The organism is Aquimarina sp. AU58, assembly GCF_900312745.1.
GTDB classification, from domain to species: domain Bacteria; phylum Bacteroidota; class Bacteroidia; order Flavobacteriales; family Flavobacteriaceae; genus Aquimarina; species Aquimarina spinulae.
In genome coordinates, this window is sequence record NZ_OMPD01000014.1 from 2,599,641 (window position 1) to 2,619,096 (window position 19,456).

At 34.9% G+C, this 19,456-nt stretch carries 14 protein-coding genes; 3 read left to right on the top strand and 11 right to left on the bottom strand.

Annotation, left to right across the window (positions count from 1 at the left end):
• Positions 1–49 precede the first annotated feature (49 nt).
• On the bottom strand, positions 50–1,288 hold the full coding sequence (gene hutI / locus DK441_RS22610; RefSeq protein WP_109852863.1) for an imidazolonepropionase: 1,239 nt from the start codon (positions 1,286–1,288) through the stop codon (positions 50–52).
• 51 nt (positions 1,289–1,339) lie between these two features.
• Complete coding sequence (gene hutH / locus DK441_RS22615; protein WP_109852864.1) at positions 1,340–2,920, bottom strand: histidine ammonia-lyase; 1,581 nt, start codon at positions 2,918–2,920, stop codon at positions 1,340–1,342.
• Between the two features lie 80 nt (positions 2,921–3,000).
• Between hutH and DK441_RS22620 the strand changes: the two genes are divergently transcribed.
• Positions 3,001–3,879 (top strand): LysR family transcriptional regulator, encoded by an 879-nt coding sequence (locus DK441_RS22620; protein WP_109852865.1) that lies wholly within the window; start codon positions 3,001–3,003, stop codon positions 3,877–3,879.
• Between the two features lie 51 nt (positions 3,880–3,930).
• Here DK441_RS22620 and DK441_RS22625 read toward each other — a convergent pair whose 3' ends face one another.
• From DK441_RS22625 to DK441_RS22650, 6 genes are all read right to left on the bottom strand, one after another.
• Positions 3,931–4,299 carry a nuclear transport factor 2 family protein gene (locus DK441_RS22625; protein WP_109852866.1) on the bottom strand — a complete coding sequence of 123 codons (369 nt, stop codon included), beginning with the start codon at positions 4,297–4,299 and terminating at the stop codon, positions 3,931–3,933.
• Positions 4,300–4,396: 97 nt separating this feature from the next.
• Positions 4,397–5,704, bottom strand: a complete 1,308-nt coding sequence (locus tag DK441_RS22630; RefSeq protein ID WP_109852867.1) for a deoxyribodipyrimidine photo-lyase — start codon at positions 5,702–5,704, stop codon at positions 4,397–4,399.
• A gap of 1 nt (position 5,705) precedes the next feature.
• Complete coding sequence (locus DK441_RS22635; RefSeq protein WP_109852868.1) at positions 5,706–6,404, bottom strand: SDR family NAD(P)-dependent oxidoreductase; 699 nt, start codon at positions 6,402–6,404, stop codon at positions 5,706–5,708.
• Positions 6,405–6,414: 10 nt separating this feature from the next.
• A complete protein-coding gene (locus tag DK441_RS22640; protein WP_109852869.1) occupies positions 6,415–6,909 on the bottom strand; it encodes an SRPBCC family protein in 495 nt (164 codons plus the stop codon).
• Positions 6,910–6,994: 85 nt separating this feature from the next.
• A complete protein-coding gene (locus DK441_RS22645) occupies positions 6,995–7,351 on the bottom strand; it encodes a hypothetical protein (protein ID WP_109852870.1) in 357 nt (118 codons plus the stop codon).
• Between the two features lie 146 nt (positions 7,352–7,497).
• Positions 7,498–8,157: an MIP/aquaporin family protein gene (locus tag DK441_RS22650; protein WP_109852871.1), complete on the bottom strand. Its 660-nt coding sequence runs from the start codon at positions 8,155–8,157 to the stop codon at positions 7,498–7,500.
• Between the two features lie 121 nt (positions 8,158–8,278).
• Here DK441_RS22650 and DK441_RS22655 point away from each other — a divergent pair, with 121 nt between their 5' ends.
• Entirely contained in the window at positions 8,279–9,121 is an 843-nt protein-coding gene (locus DK441_RS22655; RefSeq protein ID WP_109852872.1) for a DUF2911 domain-containing protein, read from the top strand.
• Between the two features lie 781 nt (positions 9,122–9,902).
• The gene (locus DK441_RS22660) at positions 9,903–13,733 is read left to right on the top strand and encodes a GEVED domain-containing protein (protein WP_109852873.1); all 3,831 of its coding nucleotides are present in this window, start codon (positions 9,903–9,905) and stop codon (positions 13,731–13,733) included.
• A 290-nt stretch (positions 13,734–14,023) separates the two neighbouring features.
• Here DK441_RS22660 and DK441_RS22665 read toward each other — a convergent pair whose 3' ends face one another.
• From DK441_RS22665 to DK441_RS22675, 3 genes are all read right to left on the bottom strand, one after another.
• Entirely contained in the window at positions 14,024–15,004 is a 981-nt protein-coding gene (locus tag DK441_RS22665) for a Gfo/Idh/MocA family protein (RefSeq protein WP_109852874.1), read from the bottom strand.
• On the bottom strand, positions 15,004–16,683 hold the full coding sequence (locus tag DK441_RS22670) for a sodium:solute symporter (RefSeq protein ID WP_109852875.1): 1,680 nt from the start codon (positions 16,681–16,683) through the stop codon (positions 15,004–15,006). The genes DK441_RS22665 and DK441_RS22670 overlap by 1 nt, the downstream gene beginning before the upstream one ends.
• Positions 16,684–16,892: 209 nt before the next feature.
• Positions 16,893–19,391: a PIG-L family deacetylase gene (locus tag DK441_RS22675; RefSeq protein ID WP_109852876.1), complete on the bottom strand. Its 2,499-nt coding sequence runs from the start codon at positions 19,389–19,391 to the stop codon at positions 16,893–16,895.
• Positions 19,392–19,456: the final 65 nt, after the last annotated feature.

Below are 19,456 nucleotides of genomic sequence, written 5' to 3' on the forward strand. Positions count from 1 at the left end.
AATCGAATTCGATACAAGCCATTGAAATTTGATTTTATACCATTTGTAGTTATACTAACTTTCCACGTTTCCATACCTGGGAAGGAAGGAGTTTTCCCTGGTGATAAAAGATTTCATGTACATGCCCTGTTTCAAACAGGTTAAAATCTGCAAGCATTCCAGAAATTAATCTTCCTCTGTCGTCTAGGTTAAGTGCTGCTGCCGCTCTACAGGTAATTCCGGCAAGAACTTCGGCATTACTTAGTTTTTGAAATGTTCCCAGAATAGATGCCTGGGTTAGTAAATCACCCATTGGTGCCGAACCAGGATTCCAGTCACTGGCAATAGCTAATGCTCCTCCAGCATCCAAAATTTTTCGGGCAGGAGTAAAATCACATCCTAAGCCTATTGAAGCACCGGGTAACGCAACCGAAATCACATTACTTTGGGCTAGCATTTGTATTTCATTCTCGGTACTGGCTTCTAAATGATCTGCACTAATAGCTCCTACTTTTACAGCTACTTCGCTACCTCCGGTATTAAACTGATCTGCATGTACCGTAATATCGAATCCCATCTGTTTTGCTTTTTCAAAATAGGGATAGATATCAGAAGGGAGAAATGCGCCTTGCTCAACAAAAGCATCAATTCGGTTGGTGAGCTGTTCTTCTTTTAATATAGGAAAAAGGGTAGTGCTCATCTCTTCGAGGTATGCTTTGTGATCTCCGTTAAAATCCTTCGGCAATATATGCCCTGCAAGACAGGTAGAGACTAAATCTGCTGCTGTACTGATATTTGCAGTTTTTATAGCGCGTAGCATTTTAAGCTCTTCTGTAACCGAAAGCCCATATCCGCTTTTTACTTCTGCAGTTGTGATTCCTCTTTTTAATAAGGTGTTAGCTCGTTGTATAACTCCATCGGTAAGTATCTGTTGTTCTGCTTTTCTGGTTTGGGTAACAGTATCCCAGATACCTCCACCAGCTTCGGCTATTTCTAAATAGGATCTTCCTGCATTTCGCATGGCATAATCATTAGCCCTGGATCCAGAAAAACAGATATGCGTATGAGCATCTATAAATCCGGGAGTACATACGTGATCGGTATGCAATTCTATGATTTCTGCATGTAACGCATGGGCCTTTTCTTTTAAATCAGAGAACACTCCAATGGTATGAATGTTTTCACCTTCAATAAGAATACCAGCATTCTCAATAATTTCGAGATCCTGATCTTTTATCGTGCCTTTATTACCCGTTTTTTGTAGCGGTATAAGCTGCGTGATCGGGCCTATTAATGTATATGTTGTCATATTATATTTTTTTCCTTTACATCAAGCTAAGGGAACTACTTAATTTTTGGACTAATACTGTTCAAATTCACTAGAAAACTGTGTTTCCAGAGATACGTGTTCTTTTAAGGATACTTGATTAGCAGTAGTAATTATAGTTTTGTTTTGGATGATTTTGATTCCTTTCTCAATATCGTCTGCAAATACCCTGTCTTTATCTGCAAAAGATACGGCTTCTCGTACTTTTTTATGAATTTCATCTAGAATAACCCCTGATTTTAAAGGTTTTCTGTATTCGAATGCCTGAGCGGCAGTTAATAACTCTATAGCTAGGATTTTTTCCAGATTTTCGATTACTCTTAGTGCTTTTCTACCACCGATTGATCCCATACTTACATGATCTTCCTGGCCAAGAGAGGTAGGAATACTATCTGCACTGGATGGAAAACATAATCCTTTGTTTTCACTTGCTAAAGCAGCAGTAGTATATTGTAGTATCATATATCCAGAATTGATACCTGTATCTTGCATTAATAATTTAGGAACTCCAGGAGAATTACCTTCTAATGCCAGGTAAATTCTTCTATCAGAAATATTACCTAGTTCTGAAGCTGCTAAACATGCATAATCAATAGCCATAGCTAGCGGTTGCCCATGAAAACTACCCCCGCTAATAGTTAACTCTTCGTTGATTATTATTGGATTGTCGGTTACCGAATTTAGCTCTACTTCGAGAAGTTCTTTTAAATGTAACCATGCATTTCTAGATGAACCATGCACTTGTGGCATACAGCGTAAAGAATACGGATCCTGAACCCGATCACAATCGATATGGTCTTCCATAATTTCAGAACCTTTTAATAGAGATTTTATTCTTGAAGCAACATGAATATTACCTTTATAGGGGCGTAATTGATGTAGTTCTTTAAAAAATGGTTTTACAGAACCTTGCAATCCCTCGATCATCATTGCTCCAATAATATCTGCTTGTGTAAGACAGCTATGTAATTTTGCAACTACCTGTACTGCATGTGCTGCAATAAATTGAGTTCCGTTGATTAAAGCTAATCCTTCTTTTGGACCAAGATCAAGAGGTTTTAAGCCTGTGATGTCAAACAACTCTTTTGTGGTGATTACTTTATTTTGATATTCGACTTTCCCTAATCCCAGTAAAGGTAAAAACAGGTGAGAGAGCGGGGCCAAGTCTCCGGATGCTCCAACAGATCCCTGGCTGGGAACAATAGGTATGGCATCATTATTAATATGCCACAGAATTCTGTCTAATGTTTTTTCTGCAATACCAGAATATCCTTTTGCCAAAGATTGAATTTTGAGAATGAGCATGAGCTTAGCAATCTCGGTATCTATGGGTTCGCCAACACCTACACTATGACTTTGTAAGATGTTACTTTGTAAAATATTGGTTTCTTCTTTAGATATTTTTGTAGTACAAAGTGGTCCAAAACCTGTATTAATACCATATACAGGCGCTCCTTTTTCTACAATATTTTCTACTACCTGCTGACTTTTTTTTACGCTATCGCGAGAAGTTTCAGAGATAACTCCGGTGGTTTCTCCACGAGCAATTTGTATTGCTATACCTGCAGTTAGGTAATCTTCTCCAAATGAAAAATGGTTTGTTATCGTTGACATATGCGTATTTCTATTTTTTTACTAAAATAATACCTATTTTTGATAATTAGAAATACTAATTTGATCATTAATTAATAACTATGAGTTATCAAATAGAACTTCGACACTTCACCTATTTTATGGCAGTAGCCGAGGAGTTACATTTCAGAAAAGCTGCAGATCGATTGTTTATTTCTCAACCGGGATTAAGTAGGCAAATCAAGCAAATGGAAGAAATAATAGGTGTTGCTCTTTTTGTGAGAAATAAAAGAAAGGTAACATTAACGGCTGCAGGGGTGTATCTTAAGAAGGAGTTAGATTATATTTTTAACCATATTGATTTTACGATACGACAAACCCGTTTGATTGATCAGGGGAGTAATGGGGAGATTAGAATTGGTTTTTTGGGATCTGCTATGCAAACGGTTATTCCAGAACTATTGGTTATGGTTAATAAAGAACTCCCCGATATACAATTTAGTTTAGAAGAAATGTCTAATCATCTGCAGGTAGAAGCTGTAGAAAAAGATCAGCTAGATCTTGGTTTTGTACGATTAGCACGTGTGCCCGAAGGTATACAAAAGAAAACAGTTCATACAGATTCATTTTCTTTGGTAGTACCATTAGAGCATCAGCTTACCTCAAAAACTTTTAAAAGTATTGCACAAGTATCTGATGAGCATTTTATTTTGTTTTCATCAGATTATAGTTCTTTGTATTATGATAAAATTATGAGTATCTGCGAGGATAAAGGATTTACCCCCAAGGTGACACATAAGTCGGTACATGCACAGACTATTTTTAAATTGGTAGAGAGTGGGTTAGGAGTTGCTATTGTTCCTACATCATTACAACAGGGTTTTGATCTGGGCGTAAAGTTTTTAGAGATCCCAAAAATACCTCAAAAAGCAATACTTTCTGTTATTTGGAAAAAAGACAATCGAAACCCTGCACTACAGCAAATTTTGAAATTCTTATAATAAAAGACCACATGTAATATACACCTAACCTCTCTATAAGTTTATATATATTTATTCGTTTGGCATAGAATAGAAGAACTGCTCTTCAGTAATTTTACCATCATTTACTTGATAGACACAAACTTCTTCTATTTGCATACGACCTTGCTCTTTGAAGGTACAATCCATTTTCATGGCACAGCTAAAATGATTTTCTGCAACTACGGGTTCAGATATTTCTCCACCATGATACTCTTCGACAGAAGCAAACCAATCCTCACTTTTTTTAATCACGGCATCAATACCCGAAGTTACTTCATTAGGTGTCCCTGGCATTTCTTTACTTACTATATTCTGAGCGTATAATTCTTTAAGAGCTTGCATATTTTCTCCCTGGCGACAGAGTTCTACTAGACGTTTGGCCACTTCTTGTGTGTTCATGATGTTAAAATTATTGGTTTATGAATAACTTGTGATATGTGTAAAATACAAAAAAAACGGCATCGGTAATTTTAAAAAAATGTTATAATTTTTTTACCTAACCAACGGCTTTCTTATAAACTGTAAGACAACGTTCTCGTGCCATTTTATGTTCTACCATAGGTTGTGGATAGGTAAGCTCATTACTATCTTTTACCCAGGTATGGATATAGGAAAGTTGTTTATCGAATTTGGTGATTTGTGTAGTAGGATTAAAGATTCTAAAATAAGGAGCTGCATCAACACCAGAACCGGCTGCCCATTGCCAGTTGCCTACATTAGCAGACATATCATAGTCTACTAGTTTTTCTGCAAAATAAGCCTCACCCCACCGCCAGTCGATCAATAAATGCTTGCATAGAAAACTAGCAACCACCATGCGTACACGATTATGCATATAGCCTGTTTGATTAAGTTGACGCATCCCTGCATCTACTAATGGATACCCTGTTTGACCATTCATCCATTTTTCGAATTCTTGTTCGTTATTTCTCCATTCGATGCTATCATATTTCGGTTTAAAAGAAGAGTCCTTTGTATACGGATAATGCCATAGGATTTGCATAAAAAACTCTCTCCAGATAAGCTCTGACCAAAATACCTGATTATCTTCGGCAATAGCTTTTTTGATAATCGATCGAATTCCTACTGTTCCAAAACGTAGATGAGGACCTATTTTTGAAGTTCCGTTTTCTTTTGACGGGAAATTTCGGGTAGCCTCATAGTTTTGAATAAGGTGAGGTGAAATATCATAATCCGGAATTTTGATAGATGAGGTTATAAATCCCATTTCCTGTAATGTTACATTAGCAAGATCGGTATTCTTAACCAAATTATCCAGATATAACTTTGTAGAATGAATTTTTAATAAGGTGGGGTCAAATATTTCTTTCCATTTGTTTTTATAGGGGGTGTATACCACATATGGATTGCCATCTTTTTTTACAATTTCATCTTTTTCAAATATCACTTGATCTTTAAATGTATGTAATTGAACGCTATGCGTTTGTAAAAGTTTTTTGACTAGAGTATCTCTCTCTTTTGCATAGGGTTCGTAATCATGATTGGTGTATACCTGTTGTATTTCGTATTGAGAAATTAGGGTTTCAAAAACTGTTTTAGGAGTGCCGTAATAGAGCGATAAAGAACTTTTGTATTGATGTTGAAGTGCTAACCTCATTTTTTGCAGCGTTTCAAAAATAAAAGTTACCCGGGCATCATTTTTTGGTAGATGATCTAAAATGTGTGTATCAAAAATAAAAATGGGTAAGACTGGATACTTTCCTTTTAGTGCTTCGAGAAACCCTGTATTGTCATCTAATCTAAGATCTCTTCTAAACCAGAATACAGCGACTTTCTTTCTCATATTAGTTTACATTAAGAGTAGACATACCACCATCTACACCTATAACCTGACCTGTAATCCAGCTACTATCATCACTTAACAAAAAACGTGCAATATTTGCGACATCTTCTGCTTGTCCTACACGTTTCATAGGATGACGATTATCCATAAGTTCTTTCTTTTTTTCATTACTTAATAATCCTTTTGCAAGAGGAGTATTGGTTAATGATGGTGCGATAACATTTACTCTAAATTTTGGAGCATATTCTGCAGCTAATGCTTTTGCAAATCCTTCTATAGCACCTTTTGCAGCGGCAATACTGGTATGAAAAGGCATTCCGACCTTTACGGCTACGGTACTAAAAAATACTAAACTTGCTTGTTCAGAATTTTTTAATTTAGGAAGTAGGGCGTGTATGATTTTGACCAAAAACATAAAATTGATCTGCATGTCTTCTTCAAATACTTTTGGAGTTAACATGTTGAAAGGCTTGAGATTAATACTACCCGGACAATATACAAAGCCATCGATTCTATCAGGAAGAACAGAAGTGTCGATTTCATCCTTCGATGCATCATAAGGAATATGGGTTACTTCTAGATTTCCCAGATTCTCTGAAGTTCTTGAGGCAATAAAAATAGTATGCTCATTATATAGTTTAAGAGCAATTTCAAAACCAATTCCGTGACTTCCACCTATAAGAAGAATATTTTTTCTCATTATTTAAGTTTTACACAAATATAATTTCATTATTTGCTTTGGATTCTAATGTTCCGAATAATTCGATTAATTTCTTTTTGCGATATTCAAACACTTCCTTTAATCTTGGTTTTACAATCATAGGGTGAATTAATTGACCTAATATCCCGAACGGTATTTTATAATCTATAATATCTTCCATTTCAATACCACCAGGAATTTCTTTAATGAAGTGTTTATGATGCCATAGCGAGTAGGGACCAAATCGTTGTTCGTCTACAAAATATTCCTTGTTCTTTACGTGTGTTATTTCTGTAACCCATTTGTTTTTGATTCCTGCGATTGGAGTAACAATATATTGTATGATCTGACCAGGGTACATTTTACGATCAGCACCTGATAAAACCTGAAATTTCATATATTCTGGCGTTATGGTTTTTAGGTTTTTCGGATCCGAAAGAAATTCCCAGGCTTTTTCTATAGATATAGGAAGGTGTTGTTTTGTTTTTAATGTATAGATTTTCATAGCTTACGAAAGTATACCAACAAATGTATGAATTTTTTGTTTAACTTATAGTGATTTTTGTTAAACAAAATAAGGATAAGCTTTATCAGAAAAAACTTTTCGCCCAGGATTTTGCTTCTTCTAGCGTACTAAAAAACGCAAAGGATTTACCGTATAATGGCTGTTCTAGAATAGCTTTGTCTCTTTCTTTATCGTTACTAGATACAATTGCCAATCCTTTCATGTTGTCTAATAAACCTTGTTTATATATATCTGGAGAGACTTTGTGCTCATACTTACGATGGCTAATCATTATAAAATTCTTTGTTTCATAATGCTTTTTAAGTTTACCTCTTAATATTGAAGCTTTATTAAGTGAAAATTCTACATTTTCATTAATAGTAAGTATAGCATATTGATCGTATAGGTCTATTTTACAAAATTCATTAGAAAAATGCTCCATTGGGGGATATGGGTATTGTTTATTAATTGTAAATATATGTTAAAAAGAATGATTTTTATATGGTGTAATACCAAAAAAGCAGTTTATGTGAATAAAGTAATGGGTACTATAACTTAAATAGGCTTAGATTTTAAGCTTACTATTGTTTAACAATCTGTACAGCAATTATCGGGTTTTACCAGCTTACAGGTTAAAACAGCCAATAATGCACCTAGAACAGGAGCAATAAAATATAGCCATTGATGCTCCCAATGACCTGATAATAAAGCGGGCCCCAGTGATCTGGCGGGGTTCATTGACGCATTAGTCATCGGGCCAGCAAACATAGCTTCGAGTAGTACAACTCCTCCAATTGCTATTCCGGCCATAGTACCCGTTTCTTTAGAGCCTGTAGAAACATTGATGATAACAACCATAAGAAAATAAGTGAGTAATGCCTCTAGAACGAATGCTCTTAGATCATCGAATGCTGGTAGAGTACCGCCAAGAAATTCACTTTCAGGAAATAAAAAGAGTAGAATACTACTAGCCACTATGGCACCAATACATTGAGCAGCAATATACTTAGGTACTTCTTTCCATTCAAATTTTTTGGCATATGCAAATGCAATAGTAACTGCAGGGTTAAAATGTGCTCCGGATATTTCTCCAAAGGCATAAATCATTGCCATTACAATAAGCCCCCAGGTAATTGCAACACCAACGTGAGTGACATCTCCACCAGTGACTTCATTAATAGTCATGGCACCGGTACCACAAAATACCATACTAAAGGTTCCTATACTTTCGGATATATATTTTCTCATTACTTTTTTATAATGATCGCAAATATACTATTAGTTATTTTAAGTTTTTGTTAACCTTTAATGTATGTTGTAATCCTTATTTTCGTCATTAAGTAATTTAAACCAAACTAAACTAACTACAATGAAAAAGATCATCTTATTTCTTTCTATGGCTTTATTTTCTTTAGGAATTGAAGCTCAGGTAAAAGCACCACAACCAAGTCCTGCTTCTAAAATAGAACAGGTTATTGGGTTGACAGATGTTTCTGTTGAATATTCTCGCCCTAGTATGCGAGGAAGAGCTATTTTTGGAAATTTAGTGCCTTATGATAAGCTATGGAGAACAGGAGCTAATAAAAATACTCAAATTACATTTAGCGATGATGTAAAAGTTGCTGGTAAAGAGTTAAAAAAAGGAACATATGCAATTTTCACAAAACCAGGTAAAGAAAATTGGGAAGTAATTTTTTATAGTGATGCAAACAATTGGGGTACTCCACAAAAATGGGATGATACCAAAGTAGCAGCTACTGCAACTGTAAAATCAAATACAATCCCTATGAATGTAGAGACATTTACAATCATGTTTAGTGATTTTAAAATGGATTCTGCAGTTATGAATTTTATTTGGGCAAACACAGAAGCTGCAGTTACGATAACAACTGCAGCAAAATCACAAACTATTGCCAGTATCGAAAAAACTATGGCAGGTCCTACCGATAGAGATCACTACCTGGCAGCTACTTTTTACAAAGATTCTGGTGATTTTGCAAAAGCAAAAGAACATATTGATAAAGCGATATCACTACGTAAAGAGCCTGCTTTTTGGTACCATAGACAACAATCTTTGATTTATTCTTTGGCCGGAGATAAAGATGGGGCAATAAAAGCAGCAAAAACTTCGTTAGAGTTAGCAGAGAAGGCAGGAAATGCCGACTATGTTAAAATGAATAAAGATTCCCTTGCAGAGTGGGGAGCCAAATAAACACTCTTTTTCACACACAAATCATAAAAGCGTTCCATTTGGAACGCTTTTTTGTTTTCTAATCTTCCTCCTCCATAAAGAAAATATCTTCTACATGTTTTTTGAAAAGCTGGGCAATTTTTAAGGCAAGAACTGTTGATGGGATATATTTATACCTTTTCCATAGCATTAATCGTTTGCCTGCTACCTCCTTTTTTGGCTAAATCGGCTTGAGATTTATAGTAAGCTAAAACCCTTTATTTTGAAGCAAAAGAAGGTAATATTTACATATTATATGGTAATATGACACCATTTCTTTTTTCCTATAATATTTAACTTTAACCTCTAACTCTAACTCAAGCTTAACAATGAAAACAACCAACTTCTTCTATAATATCTTACACCCAGATATTAAGATATCAAAATCAGAAACATTACACCTTTATTTAAGTAACGCCTTAATATATAACCATAGTAAATACTAAGGTATATCAGGTTACCAATTTCCGAACAATAGTGTAATCATTTTTACAACTTCTGGCTCTTTTATAGGGGCATTATTTTCTTATATGGTTTTATCATTACATAAATCATTTTTGATTTATGTAATATGATAGAAATCTGGCTAAGAATGCTTGATTTAGTCGATAAAATCAAGTCATTTTTTGCGAGAAAAGAATTTAAAAATAACACATAAATACAATTAAACTCTAAACCAAAAATACAGTAAGCCTACTTAACCAAACAAACAATTCTAAAATTAGATCATTATTCGAACACAAACATTCTAAAATATACAATTATGAGAAAAAAAATTCTTATCAGTGCATTTTTATCTTTGTCTCTAAGTGGTAGTTTGTCTCTGTCTGCTCAAGAAGATAAAAGAACACCAGAGGCAATAGATGCTGAAAAAATTCATGAAATGCTTTTACGAAATGACAACCTTCTAGAAGTAGATAAAGCTATAAAAGCTTATAATATGAAGTATGCCAGTAAAGAAAATGGAAATACTTCTATACCGGGTAGAATTATGAGGTTATATGGTTTTAAACGTTCTCGAGCAAATATCAATGGAGAATATAAGCCTGTTGACATGAACAAGACTATGCGCGAGTATACTGCTAAAAAAACATCAAAATTTGCTTCAAAATCTGCTGCTTCGTGGACAGAAATGGGACCTCGATCAAGTGCTAATGTTACAGGACACTGGGCTCCTGGTATTGGGCGAATAGATGTTATTGAAGTAAATCCTAATAACAAAAACCAAATTTTTATAGGTGCACCAACAGGAGGGTTATGGAAAACTACCGATGGAGGAGCTAACTGGCAATGTTTAACAGATGGTATATCTGTTATTGGCATTGCAGGAATGGCAATAGATTGGAACAACCCAAATGTTATTTATATCGGTATAGGAGATAAAGATGATAATAAAACAAATTCTATAGGTGTCCTAAAATCAACAGATGGAGGAAGTTCCTGGAACACTACAGGTTTAAGTTTTACCAGATCCGAGGGAACACATATCAGAAGTATGGTTATGCACCCTACGGACTCTAACACTATTTTTGTTGGTTTTAGTCATGGAATACAAAAAACAACCGATGGAGGAACTACTTGGACAAAAGTTTTAGATTCTGGCTGGCATGAGAAAATAGATGATATCGAGTTTAAACCCGGAAACCCTAATACTGTATATGCCGTAAGTTATGGAAGCAACAAATTCTATAAATCAACCAATGGAGGAAGTAGTTTTACAGAAAAATCAGTAGGATTACCTTCTGACTCAAGAATGCTGCTAGCCGTAACAGAAGCAAACCCTAACTATATATATTGCATGACAACAAAAGGTATATATAGATCTACAGATAGCGGAGAGTCTTTTAGTAGAAGAGGATCTTATCCTGCTAAGGGTACCGGAACATATTATATGTATGCTGTTGCTGCCTCTCAAACTAATGCCGAACTCATACATGTAGGAGAACAAAATTCATATCGATCAACTAATGGTGGTAGTAGCTTTGTAAAAACTACAGAATGGCAGTACGGTAATAATATTGGATATACACATCCAGATTTTCATGTTATGAAATATATAGGTGACACTTTTTATGTAGGAACAGATGGATTAATATGTACTAGCCAAGATGATGGAGATTCCTGGACTAATATAACAGAAGGAATTGGCAATAGACAATTTAATAAATTAGCGGTTAGCCGTACTAATGGTAATGTTATCGCTTTAGGTTCCCAGGATAACGGAACTACTGTATACACAGACGGAGATTGGCACGAATGGTTAGGTGCTGATGGAAGTGATCCTTTGATTGATGTAAATAATGAGAAAATCATGTATGGATGCGAACAAAATGCAGGTGATTTACATAAATCCATAAATGGTGGTTATAATAACGGTAATGTATCTGTTACCAATCCAAACCGTAACGGAGGCGCATTTGTTACTCCGCTTACAAACACCTCTGACAACACTATATTTCTTGGAGCAGGAGATGTGTATCGATCAACTGATGGAATGCAATCCTGGGATAAACTATCTTCATTCGGATGGGGATGGGACAATGGTTCTGGATCTAACTTTAGAATTGGAGCACTAGGTGTTTGTTTTAATGACTCTAATGTAATATATGCCAGTGAAACTTGGGATATTGACATTCGTGTATCTAAAAATGGTGGTTCTAGCTGGACAAAAATCAGTAATGGATTACCTACTGGTCTCGGAATTAAATATATTGCAGTACATCCTACCAAAGCCAATAAAGTAGCAGTAACGCTATCAGGATATACCCAGGGAGAAAAAGTATATGTTTCAGAAGATTACGGTAGTAGCTGGACAAATTATTCTGGCTCATTACCTAATTTACCTGCCAACTGCGCAGTATGGGATAAAACAAAAGATGGGCTATACATTGGTATGGACTCTGGTGTATTTTATAGAGACAATACAATGTCTGATTTTGATCCATATTTTACCGGAATGCCTAATGTTATAGTAAGTGAATTAGATATTCATAAAGGAGTTGGTAAAATTAGAGCGGCAACCTATGGTCGTGGATTATGGGAAGCTCCCTTATACTCAGGGTCTTCTGGAGGAGACTCAGAAGCACCTACTGCTCCAACCAACCTAACCGCCTCTAATATAACTAAAACGTCGGTATCATTATCTTGGGCTGCGTCGACTGATAATATAGGAGTATCCAAATATGATATTTACCAAGATAATTCTATGGTAACTTCTGTAACAACTACAACGACTACTGTAACAGGATTGACAGCTAATACAACATACCGATTCAAAATAAAAGCCAAAGATGTTGCAGGTAATACATCAGGATATAGTAATACCGTAGATGTTAAAACCACTAATGGTGGTGGGAATACGTATTGTACAGCGACTAGCAAAAATAGTAACGATGAATATATTGGTCGAGTACAATTAGGAAGTATTGACAAAAGTTCTAATGCTGGAACTAATGGATACAGTGATTATACATCAGAATCCACTAACCTATCCAAAGGCTCTTCTAACATGATTACTATTACTCCTAAGTGGTCATCAAACGAATATTCAGAAGGATATAGTGTATGGATTGATTATAATCAGGATGGTGATTTTAATGATTCTGGAGAACAAATATGGAAAAAAGATCCATCAAAAGACAATCCTGTAAAAGGAAGTTTTACTGTTCCTAATAATGCAAAAGAAGGTAACACAAGAATGCGAGTATCCATGGAGTATAACAAAGTACCTTCAGCGTGCGGAACACTTGCTTATGGAGAAATAGAAGATTATACTGTATTGATAAAATCAGGAACAAATGGCAATCCTACTTGTAATGATGGTATCCAGAATGGAAACGAAACTGGAATAGATTGCGGAGGGTCTTGTTCTCCTTGTACTACCGCAGGAAATATCGTTTATGTAGATAATGATGATATTACTGTAAACTCATCTGACACTTGGAAGTTTTTTCGAATAGAAATAGGAGATAATAGCGATTTTGGTGCTTGGTTCTCTAATGATTCTTGCCGATTAGTAACTTACGATAAAGATTTGGTGTGCGAAGGAACTACTAGTAATATATCCCTAATAGGAGAAGGAAAAGGAATAGATGGTTCAAACAACTTTGTATCAAATTCAAGCAGTCACACATTAAGTTCACCATCATACACAAACTGGAACGGAAAAACAGGGTTTATAGGTTTTACTTTCGAAGTCAATAAAAAGAAGCATTATGGATGGTTCCATATATCTGTAGCAAATGATGGAAAATCATATACCATACTAGACTATGCATATAATAAAAATGCTAATGAGATTATTCATACACGTTCATCAAACTCAATAACCAAAAATGACTTAAATACCGAAAATGCTAATGCAACCCCTAATCCTTTCTTTGATACCTTTACCCTTAACACCTCTAAACTTGGTAAAGGTAATATCTCTGTAAAAGTATATAATGTCATAGGGCAACTTCTTATAAACAAGAATTTTTCTAAAAACCCGGGGAGTATAACTTTAGGAAGTTCACTTTTGTCTTCTGAAATGTATTTTGTTAAAATAACAACAAGTATAGGAAATGATGTAATACTACAAGTTCTAAAACAATAGGATTAATAGTAATATTTATTTTTTATAAAAGTAAAAGAGGCTGAATTCTATGTTAGAAAACAAACAATTTGCTAAATTTCAAGAAGGCCTTTCATTAATTTGAAAGGTCTTTTTTTGGAAATCAAGTTTAACAAAAAGTTCTTCTTTTTTTAATTAAGAGGTATTTAATGTTGAGTATATTGTGACACAAGATTAGCTGAGCTATCACTTTTTCTGATATAAAATTGCGATGCTAAGGCCCTATTTCTAAATTTTTGAAGTCGAAAAGTAAAAAAAGCAAGAAATTCAATTCAATCGTAATGCAAACCTATTTTTTCTCTAACCGTATCTAACAGGTTGATTAACTGGATGCTTTTTTCGAAACTCATGAGTGTACTTTCTGTACGGTTTTGTAGCAACATTTCCTGTACATGAATAGCTTCATAGTTATAACCGTTTGTAGTAACGTTAAATTCTATATGTTCTGATTTTCCTTCTTTTTGAATAGTAATAGAAGAGGGCTCATGAAAACGACTATTGATGATGATGATTCCTTTTTCAAATTCGAGAGTAGCGGTTGTATTGGTTTCTTGGGTAACGGCACTAAATAGGGAAGCCGTAGCGCCATTTTTGTACTCAAGTTGTATCGTACAATCTTCATCGACTCCTGTTTTTCCTATAGTAGCCCGAGCATTCACTTTTTCTGGATATCCTAAAATACTTAATGCAGCAAACAACGGGTATATACCTACATCCAGCAGGCTGCCACCTCCCAGTTTTTTGTTAAATACCCTTCCATCGGGATCAAAAGGGGTTGTGAAGCCAAAATCAGCTTTCAGTGTTTTTACTTTCCCAAGCGCATTAGATTTAACAACATCTAAAACATAGGTGTAATGTGGAAGAAAATACGTCCAAAGTGCTTCCATTAAGAATACTTTGTTCTTTTTTGCTACCGCGATCATTTCTTCGACCTGAGCAGTATCCATAGCAAACGGTTTTTCGCAAAGAACTGCTTTCTTATGGGTAAGGCACATCAACGTATTTTCATAATGAAATACATGTGGCGTTGCAATATATATAACATCAATATTGGGATCCAGACTTAAGGTTTCATAGTTGTCATAACAGCTCGAGGCGTGATGCTCCTTCCCAAACTCCTGAGCTTTTTTCAGACTCCTGCTTGCAACGGCATAGAGTTTTGCATTAGGAACCGATTTTAAGTCATTAGCAAATTTATGTGCTATTTTGCCACAACCAATGATTCCCCATTTTATGATTTTTTCAACACGCATTAGGTTGTTATTTTGGGTTTAGATCCCATTAATGGTTGTATAAATATCGCGATAGTCATTACCAGAACACATCCAAATAAATTGAGCCATAGATATGGCATCCAGTCATAATACCAGCCAAGAATAACAATTACCTGAGTAATAAGTGCTGCTACAAAGGTAGCGTTGCTATGTACAAATTTTACAAAGAACGCTAATAAGAATATGCCTAGCACATTTCCGTAAAAAATAGAACCAATGATGTTTACCAATTGAATAAGATTGTCGAATAAATCGGCAAAGCATGCTACTATGATTGCTAAAATACCCCATCCCAGAGTGAAAAATTTGGAAGCTGATACATAATGTCGATCACTTTTTTCTTCGGCTACATTTCGTTTGTATAAATCAATTGCTGTAGTTGATGCTAAGGCATTTAGTTCTGAAGCTGTAGAAGACATGGCGGCAGATAAAATAACAGCGAGAAGTAGGCCGATAAGCCCTCTGGGTAGATTATTTAAAATGAAATGGATAAATACATAATCCTTATCATTTGTCTCTACTGTGGTATCTGCTTTTTTGATTACTATTTTTGCGGTTTCGCGGATTTCTTTTTCTTTTTTGTTTAGTTCCTGAATTCGATTTTTATTTTCTGGTTTGTGTTCGGTCAGATATCCTTTAATTACAGCATCTTTTGAGCTATGAATTTCTGCAAGTTCGTTTTCTAATGCTGTATATTGCGCTGCATATTCTGTATTAAGTACAGCTTCTTTTCCTTTTGGATTAAAATTTAAAGGAGATGCATTAAATTGATAAAAAACAAATACCATCACCCCAACTAAGAGAATAAAAAACTGCATAGGTACTTTGAGTAATCCATTAAACAAAAGTCCTAGTTGACTTTCTTTTATAGATTTACCGGTTAAATACCGTTGTACCTGGCTTTGATCTGTACCAAAGTAGGAGAGGGCCAAAAATGTTCCTCCAATGATTCCACTCCAGAACGTATACCGATTATCGAGATCAAACGAGAAGTCAAGGATTTCCATTTTTCCGCTGGCACCTGCAATATCCAATGCTTTAGAAAAAGTAATTCCCTCTGGGAGGTAACTTATGATAATAAAAAAGGCAACCAACATCCCAATAAAAATAATACCCATCTGTTGTTTCTGGGTAATATTAACTGCTTTTGTTCCTCCAGAAACAGTGTATATAATTACTAGTATACCTATGATAATGTTTAAGGTAATTAGATCCCAACCTAGTACAGATGATAATATTATAGCTGGTGCAAAAATGGTAATCCCTGCAGCTAATCCTCTTTGAACCAAAAATAGAATGGCGGTTAAACTTCTGGTTTTGAGATCGAATCGACTTTCGAGATATTCATAAGCTGTATAGACATTTAGCTTATGATACATTGGGATAAATACCATGCAAATAACTACCATAGCAATAGGAACTCCAAAATAAAATTGCACAAAGCCCATTCCGTCATGAAAGGCTTGCCCTGGTGCAGAAAGAAAAGTGATAGCACTTGCTTGTGTTGCCATTACCGATAAACCAATGGTCCACCAATGTGCATCGTTTCCTCCTCGAATATAATCTTTTACATTTTTACTGCCTTTGGTTTTCCAGGCACCATATAGTACTATAAATAGTAAGGTTCCTAGTAGTACGATCCAATCTATGGTTTGCATAAGTTGATTGATTAAATTAGTTTATTGATTGATTGATGGTTGAGGTTGTTTTCTGTACAGAAGAATTATGAATAAGAATTAGTGATAAAATAAAACAGTAGTATATAAACTGCATTAGCGATTAATACTGCACTATATAATTTTTTCCACTCTCTTTTTTCGTCTTTCTTTTCCATAATAAAAATTGCTAGATTAGATATATTTGGTATTTATTTTCCTAAGGAAAGCATATTAGCAAAAAGTCGATATGCACCTGATACTCCCGCCGGAAACTCTCTAAAAAAACTAAGTCCGGTATATACATAATGTCCTTTACCATATTTGGCAATTAATAAGGGGCCTTTTTTTTCAGATTCTCCTTTATCATTGGCAGCCAAAATAGGGGTGTACTCTTTTGACCATTCATTAGGGAAATATAATCCTCTTTCCTGTACCCATCCTTTAAAATCATTAGCTGTGATTTTATTGGGTGAATTTAGTACCTGATGCTCTGGAGCCAAAAAGGTAATTTTTGCATTTTCATCGGTTACCCGATCTCTGGATAATTTAAGGGGATATGGGCCTAAGTTATCAGTCACTTTTAATCTATGACTGGTATTGTATTGAATGATAAGGTTCCCTCCGTTTTTTACATACTCTAATAAGTATTGTTGTTTAAATTTTAGCTGTTCTACAGTGTTATAAGCCCTAATTCCTACTACAATTGCATCAAAAGGTCGTAAGTTTTCTGTAGAAATAGATTCTGGATCAATTGTGGTTACTTTATACCCAATTTGCTGTAAACTTTCTGGCACTACATCTCCGGCACCTTCTATATATCCTATGTTTTCCCCTTTCTTTTTAATATCCAAACGCACAACTTTGGTCTCAGACGGTAATACTACAGTTTGGTAAGGAATATGGTCATAATCAATAGTAATGACTTCTTTTGAGTATAGATTTCCATTGATTTCTATTTTTGGTGAAATGTAACCTTCACTTTGAGTCTGGGGTGATGTAAGGGTAAAAATGATTGTTTTTTCTTCTCCTTTTTGAGAGAGATTAAAATTAATAGTAGCGGGAGTTACCTGCCAACCTTCTGGATGTGTTAGTGTAACTTTTCCATTTAAATTTGCTTTTCCGGCTTTTATAGTAACAGGAATTTGTTTTGAAGCACCATTAGCGTAGATAATTACTTTATCCTTAATACTTGCAGAAATAGTAGGAATGATCTCGAATGGTTTATATACTTCTCCTTTAACTGGATCGTTTGTCTTGTAGACAACATCTTTAGAAAAAGGGATAGAAACTCCATCGATTACTACGGTAAACAAAGCTTTGATTTTATGATCTGTTTCTGGTTTTCCGATTAGTTTTTGATCACTAACATTATACATTCCCAGTGTTCCTTTATTGGTAAGCCAATAAGGATTGGTAAAATCAAAATTAGATGGGATACTACCTTTAAATTCGAAATTATTTCGAATATTATTTTTTAGAACTTTTTCAGAAACATCATTAATATTAACTGCAGCAATTTTGATAGATTGCAGAGTCATAGCACTTGTACTTCTATTGATTGCTTCTACTTTTAGTGTAATTTCACTTCCTTTAGTAGTATTTGCTTCGATTGCAACAGCTTCTAGGTAAAGACCAGAAGCAGCAGTAATAATTTCCTGAACCTCTTTAGTTTTAACTGCTTTCCAATGTTTATTTTCTAATTGTTGAATTAGTTGGTATGCTTTTACTAATCGAGGAATACTAGCAGATGGGTTCTTGAAATCAAAATCTTTTTCTACCTGATATAAGATATCACCAATAGCTTTACCTCCTTTAACACGATTCCATGAAGTGTCAATTCCTTCAAAAATATTCGTTTTATCCTTTGGTAAATCCCCTTTTATGAGTTCTATATATTCACTTTGTTGTCCACGACTACCTGTACTACCAAATCCCTGGGATTTGTGCTGGCTACGACTTAATGATGCTATTTCTGTATTAGAAAGCCCTAAAGAGGGATAATATATTCCTGTATCAAACGCTAATAAATTGGTTTTATCTGCTTTTGCAAAATTTTCTCGACTACCATAAAACCACCAAGAAGTATTAAAGAATAGTCTTTTAGGTTGCCAGGTTTCTATATAGTTAAGCTGATCTGGGTATACCGTTTTATCTCCCGTTATATCAAAAGCTTCTACGCTTAACATTGCCGAAGAAGTATGATGACCATGAGTACTACCGGGAGTTCTATGATTAAAACGATTGATGATTACATCTGGTTTAAAATTTCGTATTGCCCAAACCACATCGCCCAGTACTTCTTTTTTATCCCAGATAGAAAGTGTTTCGTTGGGATGTTTAGAATATCCAAAGTCATTAGCACGTGTAAACAGTTGTTCTCCTCCATCAGTTCTACGAGCGGCTAATAATTCCTGAGTTCTGATTACGCCTAATAATTCTCGAATCTCGGGGCCTATCAAATTTTGCCCACCATCTCCCCGGGTAAGGGATAAATATGCTGTTCTAGCTTTTACCTGATTAGACATATAGGATATAAGTCGGGTATTTTCATCATCAGGATGAGCTGCAACATACAATACAGATCCTAAAAAATTAAGTTTTTTTATAGCTTGATGAATTTCTGCTGCATTGGGTTTATTAGGTTGTTGTCCTTGTATAACATATGGAAATAGTATACCAATACAGGCTATAAAAAATAATTTTCGCATAATTTCTCGGTGCAATTTTTAATTGAGTTTCTTCAAATATAAAAAGATAAAATTCTCAGAATTGT

Coding starts and splice junctions, on each gene's coding strand:
- DK441_RS22655 (WP_109852872.1), top strand. CDS start 8,279: ATGAAAAAGATCATCTTATTTCTTTCTATGGCTTTATTTTCTTTAGGA.
- DK441_RS22665 (WP_109852874.1), bottom strand. CDS start 15,004: ATGCGTGTTGAAAAAATCATAAAATGGGGAATCATTGGTTGTGGCAAA.
- DK441_RS22625 (WP_109852866.1), bottom strand. CDS start 4,299: ATGAACACACAAGAAGTGGCCAAACGTCTAGTAGAACTCTGTCGCCAG.
- DK441_RS22640 (WP_109852869.1), bottom strand. CDS start 6,909: ATGAAAATCTATACATTAAAAACAAAACAACACCTTCCTATATCTATA.
- DK441_RS22635 (WP_109852868.1), bottom strand. CDS start 6,404: ATGAGAAAAAATATTCTTCTTATAGGTGGAAGTCACGGAATTGGTTTT.
- DK441_RS22620 (WP_109852865.1), top strand. CDS start 3,001: ATGAGTTATCAAATAGAACTTCGACACTTCACCTATTTTATGGCAGTA.
- hutH (WP_109852864.1), bottom strand. CDS start 2,920: ATGTCAACGATAACAAACCATTTTTCATTTGGAGAAGATTACCTAACT.
- DK441_RS22670 (WP_109852875.1), bottom strand. CDS start 16,683: ATGCAAACCATAGATTGGATCGTACTACTAGGAACCTTACTATTTATA.
- hutI (WP_109852863.1), bottom strand. CDS start 1,288: ATGACAACATATACATTAATAGGCCCGATCACGCAGCTTATACCGCTA.
- DK441_RS22675 (WP_109852876.1), bottom strand. CDS start 19,391: ATGCGAAAATTATTTTTTATAGCCTGTATTGGTATACTATTTCCATAT.
- DK441_RS22630 (WP_109852867.1), bottom strand. CDS start 5,704: ATGAGAAAGAAAGTCGCTGTATTCTGGTTTAGAAGAGATCTTAGATTA.
- DK441_RS22645 (WP_109852870.1), bottom strand. CDS start 7,351: ATGGAGCATTTTTCTAATGAATTTTGTAAAATAGACCTATACGATCAA.
- DK441_RS22660 (WP_109852873.1), top strand. CDS start 9,903: ATGAGAAAAAAAATTCTTATCAGTGCATTTTTATCTTTGTCTCTAAGT.
- DK441_RS22650 (WP_109852871.1), bottom strand. CDS start 8,157: ATGAGAAAATATATATCCGAAAGTATAGGAACCTTTAGTATGGTATTT.